Here is a 26,588-nt window from a genome sequence, read left to right as displayed (position 1 = left end):
ACGAGGGGATTCGGGCCTGGATGGCGCCGCAGGACCAGCCGCACGAGCGCTTTGAGTTCCCCGAGGAAGTCCTGCCCCGCGGCAACGCGCTCTAAGGAATCGTTGCCTGCCCCTTGCCAGGGATCCGCTCCTGGCAAGTCTAGGGATCCCAGAGGTTTGCGGATCCCTTTTTTTATCGGTTGCAAGGCGGCTGGGCTCGCAGGCGGGCGCAAATGGCCTGCCAAACCTGTTCCGCCAACTGGGACGGGCTGGCTTCTGAATGGATGGGCACCCGCACGTCGGCCTGGGCGTAGAAGGGTTCTCGCTCCTGCATCAGCCTCTGCAGGGCAGCTTGGGGATCGGGGGTTTGCAAGAGGGGCCGTTGGCCAGGATCCCGCTTTAGGCGTTGCCAAATGAGCTCAGGGGCCGCATCCAGCCAAACGGTGAGGCCGTGGTGCAGGTAGCTCCAATTTTTGGGCCGCAGCACGATGCCGCCCCCCGTAGCAACCACCAGGCGGGTGTAGCCGCTGAGCTGAGCCAGCACCTGGGTTTCCAGCTCCCGGAAGTGGGCCTCCCCCTGCTCGGCAAAGATCTGGGCAATCGAGCAGCCCGCCACCTGCTCCACCAGGGCATCGGTATCGAAGAAGGGGCGGCGCAACTGGGCGGCCAGCTCAGCTCCCAGGGTGGACTTGCCGCTGGCCATCATGCCAATCAAATAGACGGTCACGCCACGCAGGCGTTCGGCTTCTTCCGGCTGAATCATGAGATGGGCAAAGATCCGCTAGGGACTTAAACGTATCCGTGCTCGGCCAGAAACTCCAGAGAAAGGCCGCTCTCCGGTGGAGCCAGGCCCAACAATTTTTCCACATACTTGCCCAGCATGTCCGCCTCCACGTTCACCGGATCCCCCACCTGCAGCAAGGAGAGGTTGGTCTCGCGGTAGGTCTGCGGGATCACCGCCACCTTGAACCAGCAGCCCCCCTGGCGCACCTCGGCAACGGTCAGGCTGACCCCGTTGACGGCCACGCTGCCTTTGGGCACGATGTAGCGACCGATCTCCGCCGGCACCTTGAAGCTCAGCTCCCAGGCGTTGCCGGTGGCCGCTTGCTCCCACAGTTGTCCCACCCCATCGATATGGCCGCTGACGAAATGCCCCCCCAGCTTGTCTCCCACCCGCAGGGACGGCTCGAGGTTAACGGTGCGCGGGCCGGATCCCTGGCCCCAGACCGAGCGCCGCAGCGTTTCCGGCGAGACATCGGCCAAAAAGCCATCGGGCAGGATCTCCACCACCGTCAGGCAGAGGCCGTCCACTGCCACGCTGTCGCCATAAGCCAACTGCGGCTGTAGCTCTGGACAGATAACCCGTATTTGGGAAGAGGAGATCAACTGAGCTGTACCCAAACTGCGCACCAGACCCGTAAACATAGTTTCGGCCTCCTTGGCCCGCTTTCTAAGCTTTGGCCTGATCCCCAAGGGGGGCAGGGGATCCCCGCCATGGGCTGGGCGGGTTGGTTTTGGCTCCTCGGGGAGAGTAGGGGGTGTGCTCTTGCTGCTGGGCCTGGGCCAAAAGCCGCTCCACCTCGGCGACGAGCTGGCTTTCGCTAAAAGGCTTGGTCAGGTAGCCGGTTGCTCCCGACCACTTGCCGCGGATGCGATCCAGCAAACTATCCCGCGAGGTAACCATCAGGATAGGGAGAGACTTGAACTCTTCCAGGCTACGCACAATGCGGCAGAGTTCTATGCCGTCGATCCCGGGCATGGCGATGTCCATCAACAACAGGTGAGGCCGGTGCTGAAACAAAAGGGGGAGCACCTCGGCGGGGTTGCCCGTTGTGATCACGTGATATTTGGATAGGTACTGCCGCAGGATTTCTTGCATCACGACACTGTCGTCCACCGCCAAGAGGGTTGTGGGAGCGTGGCGCTTAGCCTGCAGCAGTTCTGGGGGCGTTTGCAGGCTCACCAGACCTTTTTTGGCCCAGGCAGCGAAAAGGCCGGCCACCTCCAGCCGATCCCGACACAGCTTCTTGGCAATGGCCTCTAGCGACTGGCCATCTTTGGTGAGGGCGTGTAGCTTTTGCCGCTGTTCGTCGGTAAGGCGATAGCGGTTGACCCGATCCCAGTTGACCACCGGCACCGCCAGCATGGTGGGAACGGCCAGCCGCAACTCCGCCCAGCGATCGTGGCGGCGAGCCGCTTCTTGTAGCAGCGGCTCCAACTCAAACCCGCCAATGGGGGCCTCTTGGGCAACCCGTTCCTGCACTTCAAAGGAACAGGTGCCTGCCCGCTCAAAGAGATAGCGATCGAAATCGGTGAGCAGGTTGAGCCAGAGCGCGTCTTCCAGCTCACCTGGCTTGATCAGGCCCAACTGGGCGATGGCCTCTAGCAGTTCCGGCAGGGAGTTGTCTTTTATCAGCCGCTCCTGCAGCACTCGGATAGCCCGCTGCGACCATTCCAAGTTGAGGCGGGGAATAAAGCGGGATAGGCGCTTTAGCAGGATCTGAGGGTTGAGGGGCTGATCGGCGGAAAAGAGCAGTCTGCCGTAGTAGTAGGTCAGCACCCAAGGCTCCGTGCCCTCGGCGGGATCCCCCCCTTTGAGGTGGAGGTGCAGATAGCCGGTGCTAAACTGCCGACGTTGCTGCCGGAGCAGGGGCGCCAGTTCCCCCGCTGCAAACACAAAATGGGACATGGGACATCCTCCCGGCCAGCCTCTGCAGTCCAAATGCGCAGGGATTCACCTCGGCCACACACCCAAGCTTGCAGAGGCAGCCGTGATTCACGGCTGCTTCATCTCATTATCGTCTCTTTACCAAAAAGAAACACAAGAGGATAGCTTGGTAGCCCCGTACTTGAGTGCGGGGCGAAAAAGCCCTTGAGCCACTTTAGTTGCTTCTTTGTTATATAGAGCTTCTCCAGGAAAACAACCTACTGCGGTGCAAAACCGGCGCGGCAATAACTAACCTGGAGGAACTTCAGTCCGAAGTAAGCAGAACTTTGAGGTTATGCCTCAAAGGACTGTCTAGGGGTGTCTTGACAGCGCCTTCGCGAGTCCATTTTGGGCTGCGTAAGAATCCCCTGGGTGGGAGTGTCAAAGGCAGAACTCTGGGAACCCTACCAGCAGCCGCCCGACCGGAACCGCTGCAAGGCTCAGGCTGGGCTCGCGGCTGCAACAATCCCGTCGGCTACAAGTTTAGAGTCTCTCGCTGGGCCCGGAGCAATTCTTGGATGCCGGCCTGGGCCATATCCAACATTTGCAACAGTTGCGAGCGGTCGAAGCAGCCGGCTTCGGCGGTGCCCTGAATCTCGATCAAGGCTCCCTGCTCGTTCATGACAATGTTCATGTCCACTTCCGCTTGGCTGTCCTCCTCGTAGCACAAATCCACCAGCACCTCGCCTCGCACGATCCCCACCGAAAGGGCTGCCACCTGCTGCCGCAAGGGGGATCCCTGCGCCGGATCCAGCAGCCCCTGTTTGTAAAGCCAAGTGATGGCGTCGTGCAGGGCCACATAGCCACCGGTGATGGCGGCGGTGCGCGTGCTGCCATCGGCCTGCAGGACGTCGGCATCGACAGTGATGGTGCGGGATCCCAGCTTGTGGAAATCCAAGGCGGCGCGCAGGCTACGCCCGATGAGCCGTTGGATCTCGGCGGTGCGGCCTGAGACTTTTAGCGTCTCTCGCGGCTGGCGCTGTTGGGTGGCGGTGGGCAGCATGCGGTACTCCGCTGTCAGCCAGCCTTGGCCGGTGTTCTGCAAAAAGGGGGGGACTTCTTCGGCCACACTGGCGGTGCAGAGGACATGGGTATCGCCAAACTTCACCAGCACTGAGCCCGGAGCGTAGCGGGTGAAGTGGCGCTGAAAGGAAATCGGGCGCAATTGGGCAGCCGTGCGACCATCGGGGCGTTGCCAGCTCATGAGCAGTTCAAAAAAGGATCCCTCGCATTGTCAGTCATGTTCGCCCGAGGCAGCTCACGGCTTGGAATCTCTACAGAAGTGCCGCCGGCGCTTTGACAGGCGGGGGTCTGGAGGATCGCAGCCGTGGGCCGGTTGGGCAGGTTACAGTTGAGCAGGTTACAGTGTAAAGAAGTTCTTAACTCTCATTTCCTGCTGTTGCTATTGTTGCGGCAAGACAATGCTGCAAGAGCAGTCCTACGGGACAACGGCCAAGACAGGAAGCGACAAGGACAAGATTGCCCATGCTTCACCTCCTGCTGCAACAGCTGCGCCGATCCACTTTGGATCCCCTGCAAGAGATCTGCTGGACGCCGGAACTGATCGGGATCCTGCTGGTGTACTTTGTGCAGGGGGCGGTGGGGCTGGCGCGGCTGGCCACCAGTTTTTACTTGAAGGATAGCCTGGGCCTGGGGCCGGCGCAGACGGCGGCGCTGATGGGCTTTGCCGTCATTCCCTGGACCCTCAAGCCTCTTTACGGCCTCCTCTCCGATACGCTGCCGCTGGCAGGCTACCGCCGCCGTCCCTACCTCTTGCTCTCCGGGCTGCTGGGGTGTGGGGCTTGGCTAGGGATGGCCCTGTGGGCGCCAACGGCTGAGTTGGCGATGCTGTGGATGGTTTTGGGATCCCTGGCGGTGGCGGTGGGGGATGTCATTGTGGATTCGCTGGTGGTGGAGCGGGTTCACGGCAGCGACTGGGCGGGGACGGGCACGCTGCAGTCTTTGTCCTGGGGGGCGACGGCGCTGGGATCTCTGCTCACGGCCTATGCCGGAGGGGCACTCCTAGCCCACTATCCCCCCCAGGTGGTGTTTGGGCTGACGGCCTTGTTGCCGCTGCTGATCGCCCTGGCGGCTTGGGTGATTGTGGATCAGCCGGTGGCCTGCTCCTTTGGCTGGGATCCCTTGCGGCAGCAGGTGGGACAGGTGTGGCAGGCGCTGCGGCAACCCAGCATTCTCTTGCCGGTGTTGTTTGTCTTTATCTGGCAGGCAACCCCCAGCGCCGACGTGGCCCTGTTTTATTTTTTTACCAGCGATCTCGGCTTTGGGCCGGGGTTTTTAGGCCAGGTGCGGCTGGTTACCAGCGTCGCCAGCTTGGTGGGGGTGGCGATCTTTCAGGTGTATCTGCGGCGGATCCCGCTGCGGCCTCTATTTGGCTGGATGACGGTTCTCTCGGCAGGGCTGGGCCTAACCAGCCTCATTTTGGTCTATCACCTCAACCGGGCCTGGGGCATCGACGATCACTGGTTTAGTCTGGGGGATAGTCTGGTGCTGACGGTGGCAGGGCAGATTGCCTTTATGCCGGTGTTGGTCTTGGCTGCCCGCCTCTGCCCGCCGGGAATCGAAGCTACCCTCTTCGCCTTGCTGATGTCGGCTTTTAACCTGGCGGGGTTTCTCTCTCAAGAGTTGGGATCCCTGCTCATGCACGCGCTGGGGGTAACCGAGAGCGATTTCAGCCATCTGGGGCTGCTGCTGCTATTGACCAACCTGTCCACCCTCTTGCCCCTGCCGCTTTTGGGCTGGCTGCCGGAAGGGGGAGCAGATCTGGAGGCGGAAGCCCACGCTTCTCTCGAAGCCTTTTTGCAGGAGGTGCGCGCGGAAGAGGCCGAGGCAGGGATGGAGGCAATCCCTTTGGGACAGACGGACATCACCTATTCTTGAGGGGCTGGCTGCCAATCAGACGCACTCCTAGAGGCACCCCTCACCCCCAGCTCTTCTCCCAAAGGGAGAGAGGAGCTAGAGGTGGAGACGGCGTTCGGCTTCGCCATGCTTGAGTGCGAACTATCAATTGAGACTCCCACCGCCTAAAGGCGGGGGATTCTTACGCAGTCCACAAAAGAACCCGCAACGGCGTTGTCAAAGCGCCTCTAGACAGTTCCTGAAGGCAAAGCCCCAAGGTTCTGCTGACTTTCTTAAGCAGGTTGGCGGCAGCATTCGCATCAGCGTTGACCAACCACCCCTTTGCCGTTTGGTACAGGCCCCGCTTGATACGCTTTCCAGAGGGTCTCCACCCGTCGGGTTTTTCACCATAATTAGGTAGCTCATCTCCATCTAGGAAGCTTGCCTGCGAGCTGTACGCTTCCTCTACCTCAATAAACTCCATGCCATAATGCCAACATAATTGCGCGATACGCTCCTTGAACCGACCTGTTGGAATGAAAACAAAGTTTTGGTTAAAACCGCATTCTTATTTTTGTTCTTTGTTCCAACCGAAGAGGATTCTCCCAATTGAGTGGTGTAAACAGAAGTCAATGACCTTGCCCGCAGCTTTGTGGACCGCATTCTCCGGTTTCCGTAATTCGACGAAGCTTTTGCAACCAAAACCCCCGCAGCTTGTGAGTCTTGAGCCTAGCCAGCTCCTTGTTGTGCCACTGGTTGAAGGACTTGACTTTGCGGCCACCAATGATGAAGCTATGTCCTAAGTTGCTAACGCACGTAAGCCAGTTGTTGACTCCGTGGTCAATTGCTAGAGCTTTTCCCGGATCCAGCGATTGGGGCTGGGCAGGCTTAGCATAGCTCCACTCCAGCTACAGACTTACAGGTCTGTTGTGCGGCGGAAACATACATTGCGATAAAGTGCTTGTTTTGGGTTCTCGCCATCTCAGCGCAAAGCTCACCATAGCTTGCCCATCGCTTCGTAAAGCATTCAAAAGTAGAGCTTCTAAATATTTAAGGCAGGAGTTTGCTAACCTGCGAAAACTGCCTAGCGTTTGGAGCAGAAGTTATTGTTTCTGTACCGCGGGGAATGCTAGGGCTGAGGTAATTCAAAACTATATCAACGGCCCACATCATGGGTAAGCGACTAAAGTGGCTAGCGGGCTTTTCCGCCCTGCACTAAAGTGCGGGGCTACCAAGCTATCCTTTTGTGTACTGGCTGATGTCTTCCCCGGCTTCTGCCAGGAAGGAGAGGGCACGGCAGCGCAAGGCCACCACCTGGTCGTAGAGAGGGTTGAGCTTGCACATGGGGGGATGTGCATCACCTTGCGGCCAAACAGCACCACCTCCCGCTCAAAGGGGCACTGGCCGGGGATCATACGGCACAAGAAGCGGGCTACCTTCGCGTCGCAGACTTGGATGCCGTCCAGCCACTTCTGCAAGGGAGCCAAAAGGTCGGTATAGCCGCTCTCGGCCTGAGCCTCTGCCGGCAATGGCGAGGTGGCGCCCTTATTGACCAGCGTGGCCCCGAGCAGGTGGAGCTGGGGAAGCTCCAGTCCGAAGGCAGCGGCCAATTGGTGCAACAGACGGTCCTCCGGCTCGGAATATACCCCGTCGGCAACGGCTGTCATCACCGCCGTGCGCAGGAAATCTTCCCGCAACTCCCGCTGCAGCTGGGCCGCCAGCTCCTCTCAGGGGAGAGGGGAGCGAGATCTTTCCCCTGGTCTTCCGGCCAGTCGAAGCGGATGAGATCTTCGATAAGTCGCTGCTCCTCGAGGCTATATTCTCCATCAGAACCTCCGGGGTACTCCCGCCACAGCGCAGCTTGGCGGGCTGGAGGATAGGCGGTGAGACGAAGGGGTTCAATGCCCCTGAGTCTCACAATCTGGGCGTTGCCTGCTGCTCGACATACTTCTTCAACTCCTCAACGGTGACCCCACCACAAGAGGCAACAAAATAGGTCCCTGTCCAAAATACAGGCTTGCTGTAGAACCGTGCCACCTCTGTGGCGAACTCTTTGCGAATCAACCGGCTGGAGACTGTTTTCAGGTTGTTCACCAGCTTCGAGACCTGAACATCCGGCGGAAAACTCACCAACAGATGCACATGATCCGCCTCACCGTTGAACTCCACCAAGGAACAGCGCCACTTTTGGCAGGTCGCTCGAAATATATCTTCCAGCCTCTGCAACATTGGAGCAGTTATCACCCGACGACGGTACTTTGTCACCAGCACCAAGTGGATTTGTAGGCTGTAAACAGAACGATGGCCTATGTTGTAGCTCGTTGCGCTAAATGCTAGAACCGTCTCATGATTCTCACCCACGAGTACCGGATCCTGCCCAGTGACGACCAAGCCGCTCTGATGACCGAGTGGCTGGAATTGTTGCGGCGGCAGTGGAACGACGCTCTGGGGCAGAGACTGGATTGGCTGACCGCAACCCGTTGCCCAATTGACCGCTGCAGTCTTGTCTCTTGCCCGTTGCCTGTGTCAGAAGCTCCGCTGGAGCCGAATTATTATCGGCAGGCGGGATCCCTCAAACCAATCAAGCAACTATTTCCGGCCTACCGGGGCATTTACGCCGAGGTGCTGCAGCAAAACTTGATGCGGCTGGACAAGGCGTGGAAAGCGTGGCGGGAGCCGGATAGCACAGGCAAGCGGCGGGGGCGGCCTCGCTTCAAAAAAGCGGGGGAGTTGAGATCCTTCACATTCCCCCGCATCAATTGCCCCAAGGTGGGAGCGCATCTGGTAGGGGAGACTCTGCGGCTGAGCAAGATTGGCTCGATGCCTGTGGTGCTGCACCGCCCCTTGCCGGAGGGGTTTGTGCCCAAAACCTGCACAGTGGTGCGCAAGGCCGATGGGTGGTATGTCTGCATCAGCTTGGAGGACAAAAGCGTTCCTCTCCCAGAGCCTGTGCCGATCAAAAGGGCGGTGGGCATTGATGTGGGATTGGATAGGTTTCTCACCACCAGCGATGGGGAGGTGGTGCCTATCCCGCGGCACTACCGCCGAGCCCAAAAGCACTTGGCTCGACAGCAGCGGCAACTGAGCCGCAAGGTGAAGGGATCCGCCAACTGGAAGAGACAAGCCACGAAAGTTGCTTGTTTGCAGTTGCACGTTGCCCGACAACGCAAAGCGTTCCACTACCAAGTGGCGCACTGGCTGGTGGGGCAATACGACCTGTTGGTGGTGGAGGATCTCAACGTCCGAGGGCTGGCACGGACTCGGTTGGCTAAATCGATTTTGGATGCGGCTTGGGGACGATTTCTTGACATTCTGACAGCAGTGGCGGTCAAACGCGGCAAACAGGTGTTGAGAGTGGATCCCCGTGGTACGTCCCAAAATTGTTGTGTTTGTGAGGAGAGTGTTCCCAAGACCTTGTCGGAACGGGTGCATGATTGCCCCCGTTGCGGGTCGTGGGACAGAGACTTGAACGCTGCTATCGAGATTTTGAAGCGAGGACTCAGGTCCCCCCGTATACGGGGGGATGTAGGGGGGCGGTGGGACTGCCGCTCTCTGGCTGTGGAGGATCCTGGTTTACCAGTCCGTTGAAGCAGCAACTCCGGGAAGTGATTCTCGGAAGCTCCCGTCTACAGCCCGTCAGGGCTTAGCGGGAGAGGATGTCACTTTAGGGGGCTGCAAGGCAGATCCCAAGGGCTGAAAACCCGTCTCGCGCGGGGATCCCCGCCCGAACCCCGGGAGGCTGCGGCAAAAGCTAGCGAATGTACTGGGCCAAAGCCCGCGAAGGATGGCCTAGGCGCAGCTTGCGCAGAGCATCCCGCTCGATCTGGCGAATCCGCTCCCGCGTTAAGTTAAAGTGATCCCCGACTTCTCGCAGAGTTCTCGCCCTTTGCCCATCCAGCCCATAGCGCAGCTCCAGCACCTGCCTCTCGATGGGCTTCAGGGCCTGCATGGCAGAACGCACATCTTGCCGCAGAGATTGCACGAGGATCTCTTCAAAGGGTTGCTCCTGCCGCTCATCCGGCAGCAAATCCCCCAGGCGGCTTTCCCCTTCCTGGCCAACCGGCACATCCAACGACAGGGGCAAAGCGGCAGCCTGCTGGATCATGCGCAACTTCTTAACCTTGATGCCCAGCGCCTCCGCCAGTTCGGCTTCTGTGGGCCGTCGCCCTCGGGCTTTCATCAGCTCGCGGTTGGTGCGCTTGAGCAGACGCACTTTGTCCACCATATGCACCGGCAGGCGAATCGTCCGGGCTTGGTTGGCAATGCAGCGGGTAATGCCCTGGCGAATCCACCAGTGGGCATAGGTGCTGAAGCGAAAACCTCGTTCGGCATTGAATTTCTCAGTGGCCCGAATAAGACCCATGTTGCCCTCTTGGATCAAGTCCAAAAAGGGCACCCCCCGGTTGAGGTACTTCTTGGCCACACTGACCACCAGGCGCAGGTTGGCGTTGATTAGCTTGCGCTGAGCCTGTTCCCCTTGGCGGATGCGGGAGCGCAGGGTAGACACAGGAATCTGCAGGGCTGCTGCCAGTTCCTCATCGCTGGGATCCTGCCCCCGCTGTTGCCGCCATTCCCTGCGGGCCTGATCGATGAGCAGCTTCTGCTGAATTTTGCGCGACAGCTCGATCTCCTCCGCGTGATCGATGCGGGGCACCCGACCAATTGTATTCAAGTAGTGATCGACGGCGTCTTCATTCAGCCGCAACCCGCTGGCGCCCGGCTCTAGGTCGGCCTCTGCAGCCGGATCCTGAGAGGCAGACTCGGCCTCAAGCCAGAGATCGTCGAGCTCCTGGCGGGACGAGGCAATGTTTTCAGGATGAGGACGAGAGAAAACCACGGCCAAGTGAGGAGAAAACGTCACCTCACTAGTCTAGAAAAGTTTCTCCCCCTGGCGCGAGCGAAAATCGATCATGGCCCTCTTTTTTGCCCGGAAATTTTTCCGGCTGGGTGCGGGAGTGGCAGGGATCCCATCTGCCAAGTTCTCGCCGGCAGCGCATCCTGCGCGAAAACATCCATAAGCGATTTTCGATCTAGACCTTGTGTAAGATATTCAGGAGACAGCTAGCTCGCCTGCTGTCGAGCAGGCTCCCACAGGTTCTATAAAGTGGAAGAGGAGGGGTAGCCTTGCCAGCATAGGCTACCATGGGGCGCCGCGGGAGCCATCGGCTTCCTCAGTCTGGAAAAGAATATTCACAATCTCTTGCTCCTATGGAGTCTAACCTCAACCAGCACCCTCCATCGGCCAACTTGATCGGAGAGCGGGTGCGCTGGGTAAGGGAGAAGCTGCAACTGACCCAAGATCAACTGGCGGGTCGCCTGGCTAAGTACGGCGTGCAGTTGGACTACGTCAAGATCGGCCAGGTGGAAAAGGGCAAACGGCGCGTCATCGACAAAGAGCTGGTGGCTTTTGCCAAGGCGCTGGGTGTCTCGGTTACCTGGCTGCTGAGCGGCGACGAATCTCACCTGTAGCGCCTCCGGGCAAGCACCATGTAACAGTTATTCAAGATTCCTGTCATTGTGCGTGAAAGCCCGCAAATAATTTTGCGCTTTGACCCTATCTTCGTCCAAGCATACGTGTAAATACTGATAACATCCTCTATAAGTCTGCCTGCCCAAGCCAAGCCTTGTCTCTGCCTCAACTCTCCTAAGGGACAGGAGAGATACACTCCTTGCCCTGTGAAAGGTACGGGCTTTCCCAAAAGGGATCCAGATCACTGGCGGCTTCACAGCTTTATCTAAGCTTGATATTGTGAAGTTAGTGTAAGACGACCCTCTTTTCTCTGCCTGTGTGAGGTTGACGGATGCTCTCTTTCTTTTTCAGCCGTTTCAACGGCGCCAACAGTCGGCAAAGCGGAGCCCATCGGGTTCTCGCCAGCAAAGCCACCAGCGCGCAGCGGATCCCGAATCGCATGTCTGCTCCCCACAAGGTGCTCAAGCAGGAAAGGCAAATGCAGCGGGAGCAGGAGTTCGCCGAGATGGAGCAAAACATCAGCCGCATCCACTACTTTTACCGGAAGGCAGACATGCCCCTGGAGATGCGGCAGCTCCTCACCTATCGCAAGCTGATGGAGCTGGACTACTTTACCCCCCAGGCAGCGAAAGAGCTGATCAGGCAGTGGCAGCAACAAGAAGAGCGAGAACAAGAACGCCGCGGGGCCTAGAAGTCGCTTCCGCGCCAAACCCGTCACAGTAGTAGCAACTCCGCTACAGGTACAGTTCGTCCAGAAGCTGCAGCAGGGCAAAGCAGAGCCCGGCGCTGGCCAAAGGCACGGTCAGGTTATCCAGCCCCCACCAAGAGAAGACCTCTAGGCCCATGGCCAGGCCTCCCACCAAGAGGCTGATGGCGAGCAAGGAGGGAGAAAAGCCGAAGTACCCCAGCAGCAGCGCCGCAATCACCAAGCTGCTCACTGCCCACATGGTCAGGGATCCCTCCCAACTTTTTTGAAGGGATCCCAGTTGATAGAGGTGCTTGCCCCAAGTTTTGCCCACCAAGCCCGCCAGCGCATCGGCCCAGGTCATCACCAAAATGCCAATCACCGCGAATACCTGTCGCTGCGGCAGCCAAAACCAATACAGCAACAGGCCAATGCTGACAGCATAGAAGAAAGTGCCGAAGCTACGCCGCCCGACCCCATTCAAGCTAGGCAAAATAGCCACCCGGTAGGAGAGCAGCGCCAGGCCGGCAAACACCAAGGAAAACCCCACCCCAAGCCAGCGGGGCACCTGCAAGGCCCAGGCCAGCAGAATGATATTGCCCACACCGATATGGACGACTTTGCGCACCCATTCCCCATCCACCTGTCGGGAGCGCAGCCATTCCGCAAAGGCAAATACGGAGGCCAGCCAGAGAGCGTAGCAAGCAAGCTGCTGGGTCAGGCCCATGAGCTGGCCTCAGAGGGTTTTCAAGTAGCTGAGCAAATCTGCCATCTCCTGGGGATCCGGCTGAAACTGGGGCATAGGCGGAGTTTTGCCACTGGTTACCTGATGAATGATAAACCGGTCGGAGCGGCGGTTGCTAACTCCCCGCAGGCTGGGGCCAACTCGGCCATCGGCTTCTTCTCCATGACAGGCGGCACAGTTGAGGGCAAACAACGAAGCACCATGGCTGGGCTGACCCTCTAGGCTGAGGACGGCTTTAGTGTAAGGATCCAGCCCAGCTCCTGCAGCCAGCCAAATCCAGGTGAGGATTGCCAGACCCACAACAGCCAAGCCCAGTCCAAGCTTTGTCGCCCAGCGCCCTGACAGCAGCGCTTGCAAAGAGTGGAGGAACGGTTGCGGACGCTGCGGGGAGGTTCGCTCAAGCTCACACTCACCGTCACCAGAGGGGCGAGAACTGCCCGATCCAGCGATGTCTGAGAGGAAGGAAGGCACAGACAACCCTGAGAGAAACCGTTTCAATAGTTTACATTTCCATCAATACGATAGCTCAGGGGCCCCTTTCTGCCAACAATCTGCAATGGTATTTACTTTTTCTTAATTATTTGTCGATGCTGGCTGAGGCTCGGGTTTCTCCGGGATGAGCCGGTGGGGAAACAGACGCTGCATAGCTTCTGCCTGGGCCCAGGGATCAGGATTGAGGCTGTGGATGGCGTTGGCCCACTGAAAGTGCGCCTGCAGGCGTCGGTAGAAGGATAAGTTACCATAAACGACGACGGCTGCCACCCGCTCTCGTTGTTGTTGCAGCCAATCCAGCACATAGTTGGGCAAAGGCTCCTCGACAAAGGCCTGGAAGATCAGTTGGCCGGCGCTGCCCAGGGCCGTCTCCAGCAAGCTCAAAGGGGTGAGAGGATGGCTGAGCAAAGGAGAGAAGCCGAGGCCGGCGGGAATGCTGAGGGCGGGAGAGGCCGCCGATAGCCCTGCTGTCTCAGCGCCAGGGGCGAGATCTTGCCAGATCCAGTTCCAACTGCCGGGGGGAGCGGGCAGGGGCAAAGCCTGGCCGCCTGTCACGCCGCCGCGGGCCATGGCAGCTTGACAGGGAGCAATATCCTGCTCGGCCAAGAGGGATCCCAACCGGGCGACTCTGGGCAGAGGCGGACGTGTGCCGAACAGCTTGGCTAGAGGTGAGTCCTTGGCGAGGGGATCTCCCAACAGCAGGGGTTTCAGTTGCTCGTCGGAAAAGCCGCGGCAGAGGGCGGGGTCGGTGGGGTCTTTAGCCCCCATCCAGCCGGGAACCAGGCTGAAATCCGTTTCCGCCAGGGCCGGCCACACTTGCTTGAGCAGGGCGGAGGCGGAGGGGAAAAGCCGCTGCTTGGCCCGCAGCACCCGCGTCACCGATTGGGCAATGGCCTGGGCGTCCAGGGATCCCTGCCGCACAGCTTCCACAATGGCTGTGACGGCCGCCACTGGGTCGGGAGGGGCCAAAAGGAGGTCGGCGCCGGCCTGGAGGGCCCGCACCGCCAGCAGGTGGGGAGAGGAGCCGACGCCAACGGCCAGCTCGTCCAAGAAGCCCTGATCGAGGCCCTCTGCCACAATTAGTCCACTAAACCCCCACTCTTGGCGCAGCAGTTGGGTCAGCCGCCCCGGCAAAAAAGAGATCGGCCAGCGCTCGTCCCACTCGGGAAGCACCACTGGCGCAACCGAGATGGCTCCTACCTGGTCCACCAGACCGCGGAACGGCAGCCAGAGTCCTGCTTGCAGCTTGTCCAAGCTGAGGCTCAGGCGAGGACACCAGGGGACATCGGTTGGCTTTGGCCGCAGCGCCGCACCTGCCTGGGGCGGTTCTACCCAATCCTGGCCGGGGAAGGATCTGGCTGTGGTCAGGATCCCGCCGGGGACGGCCTGCTCACAGCCGCGCACAAAGGCGCGCGCCAGTTGCAAAACTAGGTGCGGCTCCTCCGCCAGCGCCAGCTCTGCTGGGCCTTGCCCCAGGGGCTCCGCCACCGGGCCCAGCAGCCAGTTAATGCCGATGGCCGCCGCCTCCCGCGCCGTGATCCTTCCCCACTGTTCCGCCCAGCGCTCGGCTTCGGATCCCAGGCGGCTCAGGCCCAGGGGGTGGGGGAAAGAAGTGGCCCCCTGTAGGGCCAGGCCGCGACTGGCCTCGGCTGCCACCAAAAGGGGCAGGGCAGCCCAAGACTGCGCCTCCTCGATCAGCAGCAGGGCCTCTGCTACATGGCCCTCAGTAATCCAGAGGCCCCCGATCCCCACCTCTTGGATCAGTCGCTTGAGGATCTCGCGGGGAGGAGCCTGGGATCCCAAACGCGCCGAGACCGGCACCACCAGCAGTTGCGCCACCTGCTTTGCCAGGGACAAGGGCTGCTCAAGCGCTGCAACCGGGGGTCCAGAACTACCCATGGACACTCCAGGAAAGTCTTCAGCGAGGGGATCCTATCGCTGGCCACAAGGCTGGGCAAGCACCCATCAACGCCTTTGGGCAGCCCGGCAGCGATCGCAGGTGCCGCAGGGCAGGCCGGGCTGGTTCTCAGGGTAGCCAAAATGCCGCAGGATCACCTGCCAGCGACAGCCGCGGCTGTGGATGAGGTCGTCCATCCCCCGCCAGGGATCCTGCCGCGGCGGCGGCTGCCAGTGGCGGTGCAGCACCTGGAAGTGAAAGGGATCTGGCCAGTGCAGACAGCCCATCTCCTGCAGCAGGCCCAGGGCCACCCGCGTCTCCCCGGGGGGCAAGTCGGCATAGGATCCCTGGGGGGGCAGAGTTGTCAGCAAACGCCGCGCCTGGGCCAGCAGGCGCTCCTGCTGGGAATAGAAATAGGCTTGGCGCTGGCGATCGGTGGGATCCAGCAGGCCCGTCGGCTCCGAGACCAACATCAGGGCCCGGCAGGGGCCGCCATCCCGCCCACCCCGCCCCACCTCCTGCAGGTAGTCCATCAAATTGGGGGGCGGGTGAAAGTGCAGCACCCAGCGCACGTCCGGCTTGTTGACGCCCATGCCGAAGGCGTTGGTACAGACCAAAAAGCGCAGCTCGCCCTCCAGCCAGGCCCGTTCCAAGCGCCGGCGGGATCCTGCTTCTAGGCCGCCGTGGTAGGCAGCGGTTTTTTGGTGGTGGCGGCCCAGCCACTCGGCCAGCTCCTCCCCATCCCGCCGCGTGCGCACGTACACCAGGCCCGAGCCGGGGTTTTCGACTAGAAAACGCAGCAGACGCCGACGGCGATCCGCCGGGCTCCAGGCCACCTCCACATTGAGGGAGATATTGGCCCGCAGGGGATCGGCGCGAATGCACTCCGGATCCCGCAGCTTGAGGATGTGGCGCAGGCGGCTGAGGGTTTCGGGATCGGCGGTGGCAGTAAAAGCGGCGATGGGAAAAGCAGGCTGGCCCAGGGCAGGGCGCACCAATCCCAGACGGCGGTAGTCGGGCCGGAAGGATCCCCCCCAGTGCACCAAGGTATGCGCCTCGTCGACGATGAGGCCGTTGAGGGACACCTGCTGCAGCCGCTTCCAGACCGGCGGGCTAAAGAGGGTTTCCGGCCCTAGATACAGGAGGCGCAGCCGGTTCCCTTCCAAAGCCCGCAACACCCGCTTGCGCAAAGCCGGATCCAGCTCGCTGTGCAGACAGGCTGCCGGCAGACGGCGCCTCCAGAGATCCTGCACTTGGTCTTCCATCAAAGCAATCAGGGGCGAGACCACCAGGGTCAGACCTGTCTGCAGCAAGGCCGGCAGTTGAAAACACAGGGACTTGCCGAAGCCCGTTGGCAGCACTACTAGGGCATCCCGCTTCTCCAGCAAGGCGCGGATCACCTGATCCTGAGGGGGGCGCAGCGCCTCGTAGCCCCAGTACTGCTTGAGGGCAGATTGAACCTGCTGCCAATCCTGCAAAGCCACCCCCTTGTTCAACAACCTCTCTGGGCAATCTACAGCATCTATTGGGAGCCCTGCAGCAGAGGCCCGGCCAGGGAGGTCGGGGGTGAGGAGCTGCCGCCAACCTTTTTGCTTCCGGGATCCCCTTGCCAGCAGGGAAGCGGCCATCTCCGCCGCGGCTGGGAAGCTGTCGAGAGCGACAGGCTTGTGCGATTCTAGAGCTGGGACTTCCTGGCTGCCTCGATACCCTTCCCATGACTGCCCTAAACTCCACGTGCTCGCTCCAGCCCAGAACGGCTTTTGTTCAGCGTCGCACAGCAGAGACGGATGTGCAGGTTCGCCTTAGCCTGGACGGCAAAGGGCAGCATGAGATCGACACCGGGATCCCCTTCTTGGACCACATGCTGGCCCAGCTCAGCACCCATGGGCTGATCGACCTCCAGATCAAAGCGGTGGGGGATCTGCACATCGACGACCACCACACCAACGAAGATGTGGGCATCGCGCTGGGACAAGCCCTAGCCCAGGCGCTGCAGGATCGGCGCGGCATTTACCGCTTTGGCCACTTTTGGGCACCTTTGGATGAGGCCTTGGTGCAGGTGGTGCTGGACTTTTCCGGGCGCCCCCACCTCAGCTACGGCCTGGAGCTGACCGTCGAACGCATTGGCCGCTACGAAACCCAGTTGGTGCGCGAGTTCTACCAGGCGGTGGCCAACCACGCCCAGCTTACCCTGCACATCCGCCAGGTTGCTGGTCTCAATGCCCACCACATCGTCGAGGCCAGTTTCAAGGCCTTTGCCCGCGCCCTGCGCATGGCCGTAGAACGGGATCCGCGCCGACAAGATGGGATCCCCAGCTCAAAAGGTGTTCTGTAGACTTAACCTCCGCCCGAGCAAGGGACAGCGCGACTGGCCAAAACAGTAGTGCCGCAAGCGGGCCAACTCCGCCTCGCTGAGATCCTGCCACTGGCCAGGGGCCAGCCCCTGCAGCGAGAGGGGCCCCAGCCCCACTCGCACCAATCTCAAGGTTGGAATGCCGACAGCGGCGGTCATGCGGCGCACCTGGCGGTTGCGACCCTCCCGCAGCGTCAGCTCCAGCCAGGTGGTGGGGATGGAGCGGCGAAAGCGGATGGGCGGATCCCGCGGCGGCAGCTCCGGCTCCTCGGCTAGCACTCTAACCTCAGCCGGCCGGGTCTTTCGCCCCTGAATGACCACTCCCTCTTGCAACTGCTGCAGGGCCTGGGGCGTGGGGATCCCTTCCACCTGCACCCAGTAGGTGCGCTCGTGGCCGAACTTGGGATCGATCAGGCGGGCGTTGAGGCGGCCATCGTCGGTGAGCAGAAGCAGACCTTCGCTATCGCGATCCAACCGCCCCACCGGATAGACCTTGGGCACCGGGATGAAAGACTTGAGGGTTGGCCGCCCCTGCCGGTCGGTAAATTGGGTGAGCACGCCGTAGGGTTTGTAAAACTTGAGGTAGCGCATGGCAAAAGTGTGGATCCCGTCTTTTAAGATTGGGCAGAGCAGCTTCAACGGTAAGATCAAGCCTTGGGCGCGGCGTTTTCCGTTGGCGGCAGAGTTTGACGGATCTCACTCATGACGATAGACAACACTCTACTCTGGGTTTTAATTGGAACGGCGGGGCTCTCCCTTCTCAGTCTGGTGTACGTGTGGGTGGATGAGGGGATCAAACGACGCCGTTACGAGCGGCAACAGCAAAAAGAGGCTGCCCAAGCCGCTGCCGCTGCCCCCGAGCCCACCGCCACAGAGCCAAAAGCCGAGCTCGAACCCTCCGCCTCTCTCCAGGAGGCAGAGGTAGCGCCTAATACACCCAATGCCTCAGCCGCTACCTCCGAGCCGCTTGCCGATACCGCTGCTAGAACAGAGGAGACGCCGGAGGCCACCCCTTGAAGCTGCTCTTCCCCCGTTCCGCCTAAGTCGGCAGGTGGGCTAACCTAAGACAGGAAGGCCAACGGGATCCCTATGTTGCGCCTGTTGCGGATCGAGAACTTCGCCCTGATCGAGTACTTGGAGATTCCCTTTCGGGCGGGGCTGAACGTGCTCACCGGAGAAACAGGGGCGGGCAAATCTATCATTCTCGATGCCCTCGATGCCGCCCTCGGGGGACCGGCTCGCGCTCTGCGCAGCGGCAGCGATCGGGGCTTGGTGGAAGCCATTTTCCAGCCTACGGCCGCGCTGGAGGCCTGGCTAGAGCAAGAGCAAATTGAACCTTTGGAAGAAGGCCTGGTCTGCAGCCGCGAGCTGGTGATGCGCAACGGCAAGCTCAGCAGCCGCCTGCGAGTCAATGGGGTGCTCGTGAACAAGGCTCAGATGCTCAGCCTGCGCTCCCAACTGGTGGAGATCACCGCCCAGGGCCAGACAAGCCAACTCCAGTCTCCCCAAACCCAGCGCCGCTGGCTGGATGCCTTTGGCGGCGAAAAGCTGCTGCGCCTGCGTTCAGAGGTGGCAGCTTGCTACCAAACCTGGAGCCAGCTCAAAGCAGAGATAGCCTCCCGCCAGCAAAACCAACACCTGCGGCTGCAGCGGCTAGATCTCCTAGAGTTGCAAGCCCAAGAACTGGCTGCCCTGCGCCTGGAGGATCCTGACGAGCTGACCAAATTGGAGCGGGAGCGGGAGCGCCTGGCCCACCGCGTGGAACTGCAGCAGCAGAGTTATGCCGCTCACCAACTGCTCTACCAAAATGACAGCGGCTCGCCGGCCATTGCCGATCTCCTGGCCCAAGCCGAGCGTCTGCTGCAGAGCATGGCCCAGCGGGATCCCGACCTAACTCCCCTAGTCGAGATGGTCAGCAGCGCCCTCGTTCAGGTGGAGGAGGCGGGGCGGGAGCTGCTGCGCTACGGCGAGACCCTGGAGGCGGATCCCAGTCGGCTAAGCAAAATTGAACGGCGCCTAGCCCAACTGCGACAGGCCTGCCGCAAATACGGCCCCACCCTGGCCGAGGTGATGGCCCACGCGGAGCGGCTCAAGGCAGAGCTGGCCCAACTGCGGGACGAGAGCACCGACTTGGAGGAACTAGAGGCGCGGCTAGACCAGGCAGCCCAGGAGCTGGAGCGCCACTGCCAGATGCTCTCGCATCTGCGGCAGCAGGCGGCCCACCAACTGGAAAAGGCTCTCGTGGAGGAGCTTGGGCCCCTGGGGATGAGCGGTGTGCAGTTCCAGGTGCAGATCCAAGCCGGATCCCCCACCGCCGAAGGGGTGGATCAGGTGAGCTTTTGGTTTAGCCCCAACCCCGGCGAGCCCCTGCAGCCGCTGGCCGACATTGCCTCCGGCGGCGAGATGAGCCGTTTTCTGCTGGCCTTAAAAGCGGTGTTCAGCCGCGTCGATCCGGTGGCTACTCTGGTCTTCGACGAGATCGACGTTGGCGTATCCGGCAAGGTAGCGCAGGCCATCGCCGCCAAACTGCACCAGATTGCCCGTAGCCACCAAGTTCTCTGCGTTACCCACCAGCCCCTGGTTGCCGCCCTAGCCGATCACCACCTGCGGGTTTACAAAGTGGTGCAAGAAGGGCGAACCTGCGTGCGGGTGGATTCGCTGAGAGAAGGGGAGCGCCGGGAAGAATTGGCCCAACTGGCTGCCGGCCACTCCGCCCAGGAGGCAATGGGCTTTGTGGAAGCCCTTCTCAAGCAGGCAGCCCAACTGCGCCAACTGCAACTGGCCGGCTCTGCTTAGCTCCCCTCTCCCCGAGGGTGAGGGCCTCAGCCGCCCAAAAATAGCTCCAACACCTCGGGGTTGTGCAATAGGTTGGGGCCGGTATCCTCAAAGCGGTTTTCTCCCATGGAGAGGACGTAGCCCCAGTCCGCTATAGCCAAGGCCTGCTTGGCATTTTGCTCGACCATTAGGATGCTGACGCCGCGGCGGTTGATCTCCTGCAGGAGGGCAAAGGTCTGCTCGACATACAGCGGCGACAGGCCGGCTGTCGGCTCGTCCAACACCAACAGCTGCGGCTCCGCCATCAGCGCCCGCCCCATGGCCAGCATCTGCCGCTGCCCGCCGGAGAGGGATCCCGCCGCTTGCTTTCGCTTCTCCTTCAGGGGCGGAAACAGCTCGTAAACCCGCTCCCGTTGGGCAGTGTAGTCGTCGCGCCGGATAAAGGCTCCCATCTCCAGGTTTTCCTCGACGGTGAGGGAGGGAAAGACATTGTTGGTCTGAGGCACAAAGCCGATCCCCCGCCGCACCAGTTGCTCGGCAGCAAGATGCGTGATGTCAGAACCTTGGAACAGCACTCGGCCCGAGCGGACGGTGGCCAATCCAAAAAGAGACTTGAGCACTGTCGATTTGCCCGCCCCGTTGGGGCCGATGATCACTACAATTTGGCCTGGAGTGACCTTGAGGCGGATCCCTTTGAGGATGTCCACGCCGCGGTAGCCGCTATAGAGATCTTGAATCTCGAGCAAGGGGGTCATGGCGGGGATCCCTCCGGCGAGAGGGTGGAGGCCGGTTCCGAGCTGAGGGCATCTGCTAAAGCGATGGATCCCAAATAGGCCTCCCGCACGGCTGGGTTTTGCTTGATCTCCTGCATGGATCCCTGAGTCAGCACCCTCCCCCCCGCCATGACCACCACGTGGTGGCAGAGGCGGGTCACCAGATCCAAATCGTGTTCGATGATGCAGAAGGTGCAGCCGCGCTCGCGGTTAAGGTACTCGATAAAGCGGATTAGGTCTGCCAGCAAAGTGCGGTTGACCCCAGCCCCCGGCTCGTCCAAGAGGATGACCCGCGCGTCCGCCATTAGGGTACGTCCCAGCTCCAGCAGCTTCTTTTGCCCGCCGGAAAGGTTGACCGCCAGTTGATCGCGCAGGTGGATGAGGTTGAGCCGTTCCAAAACTTCTTCAGCCCGAGCCTGAAGCTGGCGCTCCTGCCGCTGTACTCGCTGCCAGCGGAACCAGGCGTTAAATAGGTTTTCTCCAGCCTGATGGGGAGGAACAACCATTAAGTTTTCCAGAACGGTCATGCGGCCAAACTCCCGCGGGATCTGGAAGGTGCGCACCAGCCCACGTTGAAACAACTGGTGGGGAGGCAAGCCCGTGACGTCTTCCCCATCTAGCCAGATGCGTCCGCTATTGGGCCGAATAAAACCGGCAATGATGTTGAAAAGAGTTGTTTTCCCCGCCCCGTTGGGACCAATCAAGCCCGTGATCCGACCAGCTTCGATGCGGAAGGAACAGTGATCTAGGGCATTGACGCCGCCAAACTGTTTGGAGATGTTGTCAATAACGATCACACCGCTACCCTGGGAAAGCTCCATTCCCTAGTAGATTCACTATTTTATGAGCTTTCGTCGTAGGGTAAAGAAGCTTATTTAACCAAACTCGCCGATAGGCTTGCCAAGAAGCCCCCTGGCAGGGGTTGGGTTGGCTCTTGGAGGGAACCCTTTGAGGTGGGCTAACGTCTACTTCTATACCATCGACCTTTGAGAATTGCAGTTTTATTCCCTCATTGGAGCTCATTGGAGGTTCTTGGTTATGTCTCCCATGCACAAACTGACCCGGCGGGCCTTCGCGACGGCGGCAGCCCTGACAGCAGCAGCACTGGCCACCACCCTGCTGCCAAGCACAGCTCAGCAAGCAGCCAAAGCCCCGATCAAGATAGGAGCGCTGCTGTCTTTGACGGGCGACCTGCAGGCCTATGGGGAAAACTGCCTCAAGGGCATCAAGCTGGCTCTGGATCAGATTAACGCCGCTGGCGGCGTCCTCGGATCCCCAATCCAAGTGGTGGAGGCGGATGACCAAACCTCAGCCCAGCCGGCTATTGATGCGGCCAAGCGGCTAGTGAACGTGGAGAAGGTGGCCGCCATTGTTGGCGCTTTGGGCAGTGGCGTTACCATTCCGGTGGCCACGACAGTCACGGTTCCCAGCAAGATTCCGCAAATTTCGCCAGCTTCCACCGCTCCCACCATCACCACCCTGGACGACAATGGTTTCTTGTTCCGCACCGTTCCCTCCGATGCCTTCCAAGGGGTAGCCCTGGCGCAAATTACCCGCGAAGAAAACCTGGAGCGCCTGGCCATCATCTACATCAATAACGACTACGGCAAGGGGCTGGCCGACAGCTTCAAGGCCGCCTTTGAAAAGCGGGGCGGCACCATTACCAAGTCGGTTCCCTACGAACCCGGCCAAGCCTCCTACCGCGGCGAGCTGGATCAGCTCAAGGAAGGGGATCCCCAGGCGCTGGTGCTGATCGGGTATCCCGAAAACGGCGCGATCATCCTGCGGCAGGCTTTGGAAGGGGGGCTATTTGACCGCTTTGTCTTCACAGATGGCATGCGCTCTCCCGATCTGGCCACCCAGGTGGGGGCGGACAAGCTAGAGGGATCCATCGGCACCTCGCCCCAGGCTCTGACCGACAGCAAAGCCTACCAAATCTTTGCTGAAGCCTACAAAGCTGCCTACGGGGAGCTGCCCCCCACCCCCTACATCGACACGGCCTACGATGCCGCTTTTGTCTTGGCTCTGGCCATTCAAAAGGCCGGCAGCGCCGACGGCACCGCCATCCGCGATGCTCTGCGGCAAGTGGCCAATCCCCCCGGCACCGAGATCCTGCCAGGAGAGTGGGCCAAGGCAGTGGAGCTACTCAAGAAAGGGGAGGACATTGACTACACTGGCGCTTCCGGCTCGCTGAACTTCGACGAGAACGGAGACGTGGCCGGAACCTTTGCCCACTGGACCTTCAAGGGCGGGCAGATCGTCGACTTGAAAGTGTTTGAGCCGGAAGGCTAAGAGTCTTTAGGCCGGTGGTGCTCGGCTTGGCCGGGCCAGTTCCCGCCTAAGCTCAAAAGCGGGGGCCTGCAGAGGAGACTTTTGCAGGCCCCTGTTTTTTGGGGAAGATCAACAAGAGGGGTGACAGCTTGGGAGCGAGTCTTTGCTGTGAACCTGTACCGAGATGTGCTGCGGCCCTTGATTTTTTCGGGCCTGAGGGCTGACCCGGAAACGGTTAAGGTGGGGCTCTTGCGCGCCTTGGAGTGGCTGGACGCCACCCAGGCCACCGGGATCCTGGCTCTTTTGGAGCGCCTGTTCTGCTATCGGGATCCGCGGCTGGAAGTACGGCTCTGGGGCCTCACCTTCCCCAATCCCATTGGCCTGGCCGCAGGCTTTGACAAGGATGGCCTAGCTGTGGGCGTCTGGCCCAGTTTGGGCTTTGGCTTTGTGGAGGTGGGCACCGTCACTCCTGGGCCTCAGCCGGGCAACCCCAAGCCGCGCCTGTTCCAGTTGCCCCAGGATCGGGCTGCTCTCAACCACATGGGCTTCAACAACCAGGGGGCGGCAGCTCTGGCCGAACGGCTGCGCCGGCTGCGCCAACGTCCCATTCCCATCGGCATCAACCTGGGCAAAGGGAAGGCCACCCCCCTGGAGGAGGCGGCGGCTGACTACCTGGCCAGCTTTCGTCTGTTGCGGGAGCTAGGAGACTATTTTGTGGTCAACGTCAGCTCCCCCAACACAGCGGGATTGCGATCCCTGCAGGCTGCCGAGCAGTTGGCGCCCATCCTGGCGACGTTGCAGGGGGAAAATCGCGGACAGAAGCCCCTTTTGGTGAAGATTGCCCCTGACCTAGATTGGCCAGAAATTGACGCCATCCTGGAGCTGGCCCAAGCCTACAGACTGGCGGGGCTTGTAGCCACCAACACTACCCTGCGCCGCGACAACCTGAAAACCCGCTTCCTGCCAGGGCTGGGGCCCCTTGCCGCGGCAGCCGGCGGCATCAGCGGCGCCCCCCTGCGGCAGCGCTCCACCCAGGTGATCCGCTACATTCACCAGGCCACTCAGGGGCAATTGCCGATTATTGGAGTGGGGGGCATCTTCACCCTGGCCGATGCCATGGAGAAACTGGAGGCCGGGGCCAGCCTGCTCCAGGTCTATACAGGCTGGGTCTATGAAGGGCCAAGCCTAGTTCCCCGCCTGTTGCGCGGCCTGGCCGCTGCCAGGAATCCCGCCCCTTCCTCCCCGGAGAGAATGCCGACAGGGATCCAATCCGGGCGTAAGATTGTTATGGATCCCTGAGGGAACTTGCCGGTGACTCTGCTGCAACATCTTTTCAAAACCCCCCATCCGGTTATTGGGGTGGTTCATCTGTTGCCGCTGCCCACCTCGCCCCGTTGGGGAGGGGACTTGGAGTGGGTGATCGCGCAGGCAGAACAGGCCGCTACCGCCCTGGCGGCAGGAGGCGTGGACGGGATCCTCGTCGAGAACTTTTACGATGCCCCCTTTGCCAAGGAGCGGGTGGATGCGGCGGTGGTGAGCGCCATGACCGTGGTGGTGCAGCGGATCAAGATGCTGGTTTCCCTGCCCATCGGGATCAACGTCTTGCGCAACGATGGCTACAGCGCCCTAGCCATTGCCGCCTGTGTGGGGGCCCAGTTTATCCGGGTCAATGTCCTCTGCGGGGCGATGGTGACCGACCAGGGCATCATCGAGGGAAATGCCCACCGCCTGCTGCGCTACCGCCGCGAGCTGGGGGCCGACATCAAGATCTTTGCCGATGTGCTGGTGAAGCACGCCCAGCCCCTGAGTCCCATCAGCCTGGAGGCGGCCATCGCCGACACGGTGGAGCGCGGCCTGGCCGATGCCATCGTTCTCTCTGGCTGGGCCACCGGAAAGCCGCCTCTTCTGAAAGATCTGAAGCTGGCCCGCCAAGTCGCCCCTCAGGTACCTCTGTTGATTGGCTCAGGAGCCACCGCCGAAAACATCGGCAACCTCATCCGCCACGCGGATGGCGTGATTGTGGCCAGTTCTTTGAAACGGCCGGCCCGTTCCGCCGGCATGCCAGCGGGCTATGCGGATCCCTTTCCCCTCATCGACCCAATCCGGGTGCGACAGTTTGTGGAAGCGTTGCACCTTGGCCTGGGCGAACGGCCCACCAATCCGGCTTGCCTGGCCACTCCCAGCTCTAGCTGCAGCTAGCCTTTGGGGATAGGATCGGCATTATTCACCGTATCAGAGCTTTCTAGCTTTCTTTTGATGTTGTCAGCTGAACTCGAAGGCTGGGGGTCTTCCTCCAGACTGCCTTCTGCTCGCGTTGGCGGGGCGGAGTCCTTGCCCTTGGAGGAAGTTTCGTGGAGCCAGGTGCCGGCTCAGGTTCCCTGCATTTGGGTCATCGACGATGACCCGGTGAACCGTCGTTACATCGGCGAAGTCCTCAAAAGCTCCAACTACCGGGTGGAAAGCTGGGAAAGCGGCCAGTTGGCCTGGGAGCACCTGCAGACCCTGGATGAAAGCGAATGGCCGGATTTGATCATCTGCGACTGGGTCATGCCGGGTTTGTCTGGAGTGGAGTTGTGTCGCCGTCTAAAAAACTTGCCCGCCGGACAGTTCATCTATTTCATCTTGCTCACCGCCCGCTCCGAAGTTGAGGATCGGGTGCAGGGACTGGATGCAGGGGCAGATGAGTTTATCGCCAAGCCGATCGATCCTGAGGAGCTGCGGGCACGGGTGCGGGCGGGGCTGCGCCTGCAGCGGCTTACCCAAGCTTTGGCTCAGGCCAACCGGCAACTGCGGGCCCGCAACGAGCTGTTGGAGTCTCTGTCTTTGACGGATCCCTTGACCGGTGCCTTGAACCGCCGCGCCCTCGACCAGGCGTTGCCACATTTGCTCAAACAGGTGGGGCCGCGTGAGCAAGCCCGCTATCGCTATCTCTGCCTGCTGATGATGGATGTGGATTACTTCAAGCAGGTTAACGACACCTACGGCCACTATATCGGCGACTGCGTGTTGCAGGCCATCGTTGGGCGGCTGCACAATCAACTGCGCCCCTCCAGCCTGCTCTACCGCTACGGCGGCGAAGAATTTGTCTGCGTCACCCCTGGGCTCAACCCCGCCCGCTGCCACCGCTACGCCGAGTCTCTGCGCCGGGTCATCGCCAGCCGGCCAATTGAGGTTGCGCCCCAGCGCAGCCTGCCTGTCACCATCAGCATTGGCGGGATCGTCCTCAGCGAAGATGGCCCCCTAGCACCTGAGGCCGCTCTCCAGAAGGCAGATGAGGCCCTCTACCAGGCCAAGCAGGCGGGGCGCAACCGCGTACATCTTTTCTTGCCACCGCCGCCGGAGCATGACTCTAGTCAATAATAGGCTCAACTATACTGAAAATAATGTATAATATGTTCAGTACGGATTACTACCAGTTGATCTTTCTGTTTACTTTCGAGTCTGCCAACATGGTAGCCAAAGCAAAGCAGAAAATTGGTAGTAAGACGACACGGAAACTGCGCTTTGGGTATTCTACTCAAAGCTTTGCGGGATACCGCCATTCTGGTTGGACTCCGTCCCGCTAACGCGAATGGAAACAAGCAG

Annotated in this window: 25 protein-coding genes and 4 pseudogenes; 13 read left to right on the top strand and 16 right to left on the bottom strand. The window is 60.7% G+C overall.

All coding sequences use genetic code 11. The features are described 5' to 3' along the window. Positions 1–95: pseudogene (locus ACVW0R_RS08130) on the top strand (photosystem II protein D2); the annotation flags it as partial. A gap of 77 nt (positions 96–172) precedes the next feature. On the opposite strand, the gene ACVW0R_RS08125 reads toward ACVW0R_RS08130, so the two are convergent. The 4 genes from ACVW0R_RS08125 to rph all read right to left on the bottom strand — a co-directional run bounded on the left by ACVW0R_RS08125 (position 173) and on the right by rph (position 3,890). Next, positions 173–742 (bottom strand): shikimate kinase, encoded by a 570-nt coding sequence (locus ACVW0R_RS08125; protein WP_011431430.1) that lies wholly within the window; start codon positions 740–742, stop codon positions 173–175. Positions 743–768: 26 nt separating this feature from the next. Next, positions 769–1,404 (bottom strand): riboflavin synthase, encoded by a 636-nt coding sequence (locus tag ACVW0R_RS08120; RefSeq protein ID WP_011431429.1) that lies wholly within the window; start codon positions 1,402–1,404, stop codon positions 769–771. Positions 1,405–1,429: 25 nt separating this feature from the next. Further along, a complete protein-coding gene (locus tag ACVW0R_RS08115; protein WP_457501909.1) occupies positions 1,430–2,668 on the bottom strand; it encodes a response regulator in 1,239 nt (412 codons plus the stop codon). Between the two features lie 493 nt (positions 2,669–3,161). Further along, positions 3,162–3,890, bottom strand: coding sequence for a ribonuclease PH (gene rph / locus ACVW0R_RS08110; RefSeq protein ID WP_011431427.1), 729 nt, complete (start codon positions 3,888–3,890; stop codon positions 3,162–3,164). A 281-nt stretch (positions 3,891–4,171) separates the two neighbouring features. On the opposite strand from rph, the gene ACVW0R_RS08105 reads away from it, so the two are divergent. Continuing rightward, complete coding sequence (locus tag ACVW0R_RS08105) at positions 4,172–5,584, top strand: folate/biopterin family MFS transporter (RefSeq protein WP_457501908.1); 1,413 nt, start codon at positions 4,172–4,174, stop codon at positions 5,582–5,584. 160 nt (positions 5,585–5,744) lie between these two features. Here ACVW0R_RS08105 and ACVW0R_RS08100 read toward each other — a convergent pair whose 3' ends face one another. After that, entirely contained in the window at positions 5,745–6,026 is a 282-nt protein-coding gene (locus ACVW0R_RS08100; RefSeq protein ID WP_206336872.1) for a hypothetical protein, read from the bottom strand. A gap of 145 nt (positions 6,027–6,171) precedes the next feature. After that, complete coding sequence (locus tag ACVW0R_RS08095; protein WP_346426100.1) at positions 6,172–6,387, bottom strand: hypothetical protein; 216 nt, start codon at positions 6,385–6,387, stop codon at positions 6,172–6,174. Positions 6,388–6,562: 175 nt separating this feature from the next. On the opposite strand from ACVW0R_RS08095, the pseudogene ACVW0R_RS08090 reads away from it, so the two are divergent. Then, positions 6,563–6,721, top strand: a pseudogene (locus ACVW0R_RS08090) (transposase); the annotation flags it as partial. Between the two features lie 57 nt (positions 6,722–6,778). On the opposite strand, the pseudogene ACVW0R_RS08085 reads toward ACVW0R_RS08090, so the two are convergent. Together ACVW0R_RS08085 and tnpA are read right to left on the bottom strand one after the other, a co-directional pair. Beyond that, positions 6,779–7,209, bottom strand: a pseudogene (locus ACVW0R_RS08085) (Mo-dependent nitrogenase C-terminal domain-containing protein). A 247-nt stretch (positions 7,210–7,456) separates the two neighbouring features. Then, positions 7,457–7,933, bottom strand: coding sequence for an IS200/IS605 family transposase (gene tnpA / locus ACVW0R_RS08080; RefSeq protein ID WP_457501907.1), 477 nt, complete (start codon positions 7,931–7,933; stop codon positions 7,457–7,459). On the opposite strand from tnpA, the pseudogene ACVW0R_RS08075 reads away from it, so the two are divergent. Beyond that, positions 7,889–9,189, top strand: a pseudogene (locus ACVW0R_RS08075) (RNA-guided endonuclease InsQ/TnpB family protein). The gene tnpA and the pseudogene ACVW0R_RS08075 overlap by 45 nt on opposite strands. A 104-nt stretch (positions 9,190–9,293) precedes the next feature. On the opposite strand, the gene ACVW0R_RS08070 reads toward ACVW0R_RS08075, so the two are convergent. Further along, positions 9,294–10,403 (bottom strand): RpoD/SigA family RNA polymerase sigma factor, encoded by a 1,110-nt coding sequence (locus tag ACVW0R_RS08070; protein ID WP_240527797.1) that lies wholly within the window; start codon positions 10,401–10,403, stop codon positions 9,294–9,296. A 347-nt stretch (positions 10,404–10,750) separates the two neighbouring features. On the opposite strand from ACVW0R_RS08070, the gene ACVW0R_RS08065 reads away from it, so the two are divergent. Together ACVW0R_RS08065 and ACVW0R_RS08060 are read left to right on the top strand one after the other, a co-directional pair. Then, positions 10,751–11,011: a helix-turn-helix domain-containing protein gene (locus ACVW0R_RS08065; protein WP_041438621.1), complete on the top strand. Its 261-nt coding sequence runs from the start codon at positions 10,751–10,753 to the stop codon at positions 11,009–11,011. Between the two features lie 332 nt (positions 11,012–11,343). Continuing rightward, on the top strand, positions 11,344–11,703 hold the full coding sequence (locus tag ACVW0R_RS08060; protein WP_011431418.1) for a hypothetical protein: 360 nt from the start codon (positions 11,344–11,346) through the stop codon (positions 11,701–11,703). Between the two features lie 43 nt (positions 11,704–11,746). Here the strand turns inward: ACVW0R_RS08060 and ACVW0R_RS08055 are convergent, their stop codons facing one another. From ACVW0R_RS08055 to ACVW0R_RS08040, 4 genes are all read right to left on the bottom strand, one after another. Continuing rightward, on the bottom strand, positions 11,747–12,424 hold the full coding sequence (locus ACVW0R_RS08055; protein ID WP_011431417.1) for a diacylglycerol/polyprenol kinase family protein: 678 nt from the start codon (positions 12,422–12,424) through the stop codon (positions 11,747–11,749). Between the two features lie 9 nt (positions 12,425–12,433). Beyond that, positions 12,434–12,751: a c-type cytochrome gene (locus ACVW0R_RS08050; protein ID WP_011431416.1), complete on the bottom strand. Its 318-nt coding sequence runs from the start codon at positions 12,749–12,751 to the stop codon at positions 12,434–12,436. Positions 12,752–13,015: 264 nt separating this feature from the next. Beyond that, a complete protein-coding gene (locus ACVW0R_RS08045) occupies positions 13,016–14,791 on the bottom strand; it encodes a glycoside hydrolase family 3 N-terminal domain-containing protein (protein WP_457501906.1) in 1,776 nt (591 codons plus the stop codon). Between the two features lie 108 nt (positions 14,792–14,899). Continuing rightward, positions 14,900–16,459: a RecQ family ATP-dependent DNA helicase gene (locus ACVW0R_RS08040; RefSeq protein WP_457501905.1), complete on the bottom strand. Its 1,560-nt coding sequence runs from the start codon at positions 16,457–16,459 to the stop codon at positions 14,900–14,902. Positions 16,460–16,545: 86 nt separating this feature from the next. Here ACVW0R_RS08040 and hisB point away from each other — a divergent pair, with 86 nt between their 5' ends. Next, the gene (gene hisB, locus ACVW0R_RS08035) at positions 16,546–17,166 is read left to right on the top strand and encodes an imidazoleglycerol-phosphate dehydratase HisB (RefSeq protein WP_457501904.1); all 621 of its coding nucleotides are present in this window, start codon (positions 16,546–16,548) and stop codon (positions 17,164–17,166) included. Here hisB and ACVW0R_RS08030 read toward each other — a convergent pair. Continuing rightward, positions 17,149–17,775 carry a pseudouridine synthase gene (locus ACVW0R_RS08030; RefSeq protein WP_099812744.1) on the bottom strand — a complete coding sequence of 209 codons (627 nt, stop codon included), beginning with the start codon at positions 17,773–17,775 and terminating at the stop codon, positions 17,149–17,151. The two genes, hisB and ACVW0R_RS08030, sit on opposite strands and share 18 nt — an antisense overlap. Positions 17,776–17,886: 111 nt before the next feature. On the opposite strand from ACVW0R_RS08030, the gene ACVW0R_RS08025 reads away from it, so the two are divergent. After that, positions 17,887–18,201 (top strand): hypothetical protein, encoded by a 315-nt coding sequence (locus ACVW0R_RS08025; protein ID WP_011431411.1) that lies wholly within the window; start codon positions 17,887–17,889, stop codon positions 18,199–18,201. Positions 18,202–18,273: 72 nt separating this feature from the next. Continuing rightward, positions 18,274–19,980, top strand: coding sequence for a DNA repair protein RecN (gene recN / locus ACVW0R_RS08020; protein ID WP_099812745.1), 1,707 nt, complete (start codon positions 18,274–18,276; stop codon positions 19,978–19,980). 26 nt (positions 19,981–20,006) lie between these two features. On the opposite strand, the gene ACVW0R_RS08015 is transcribed toward recN, so the two are convergent. Beyond that, the gene (locus ACVW0R_RS08015; RefSeq protein ID WP_099887316.1) at positions 20,007–20,714 is read right to left on the bottom strand and encodes an ABC transporter ATP-binding protein; all 708 of its coding nucleotides are present in this window, start codon (positions 20,712–20,714) and stop codon (positions 20,007–20,009) included. Continuing rightward, complete coding sequence (locus tag ACVW0R_RS08010; protein ID WP_457501903.1) at positions 20,711–21,529, bottom strand: ABC transporter ATP-binding protein; 819 nt, start codon at positions 21,527–21,529, stop codon at positions 20,711–20,713. Before ACVW0R_RS08010 ends, ACVW0R_RS08015 begins: the two co-directional genes overlap by 4 nt. A gap of 241 nt (positions 21,530–21,770) precedes the next feature. Here ACVW0R_RS08010 and ACVW0R_RS08005 point away from each other — a divergent pair, with 241 nt between their 5' ends. The 4 genes from ACVW0R_RS08005 (at position 21,771) to ACVW0R_RS07990 (ending at position 26,363) form a co-directional block, all read left to right on the top strand. Then, a complete protein-coding gene (locus ACVW0R_RS08005; RefSeq protein ID WP_457501902.1) occupies positions 21,771–23,024 on the top strand; it encodes an ABC transporter substrate-binding protein in 1,254 nt (417 codons plus the stop codon). Positions 23,025–23,171: 147 nt separating this feature from the next. Further along, complete coding sequence (locus ACVW0R_RS08000) at positions 23,172–24,302, top strand: quinone-dependent dihydroorotate dehydrogenase (RefSeq protein ID WP_011431406.1); 1,131 nt, start codon at positions 23,172–23,174, stop codon at positions 24,300–24,302. A 12-nt stretch (positions 24,303–24,314) separates the two neighbouring features. Next, positions 24,315–25,202 (top strand): photosystem I biogenesis protein BtpA, encoded by an 888-nt coding sequence (gene btpA, locus ACVW0R_RS07995; protein WP_011431405.1) that lies wholly within the window; start codon positions 24,315–24,317, stop codon positions 25,200–25,202. Positions 25,203–25,340: 138 nt separating this feature from the next. Next, a complete protein-coding gene (locus ACVW0R_RS07990) occupies positions 25,341–26,363 on the top strand; it encodes a diguanylate cyclase (RefSeq protein WP_457501901.1) in 1,023 nt (340 codons plus the stop codon). Positions 26,364–26,588 lie beyond the last annotated feature (225 nt).

It is taken from the genome of Thermostichus sp. MS-CIW-15 (assembly GCF_054060575.1).
Note: the sequence above shows the minus strand (reverse complement) of the source record. Positions and strands in the feature narration are given on the sequence as shown.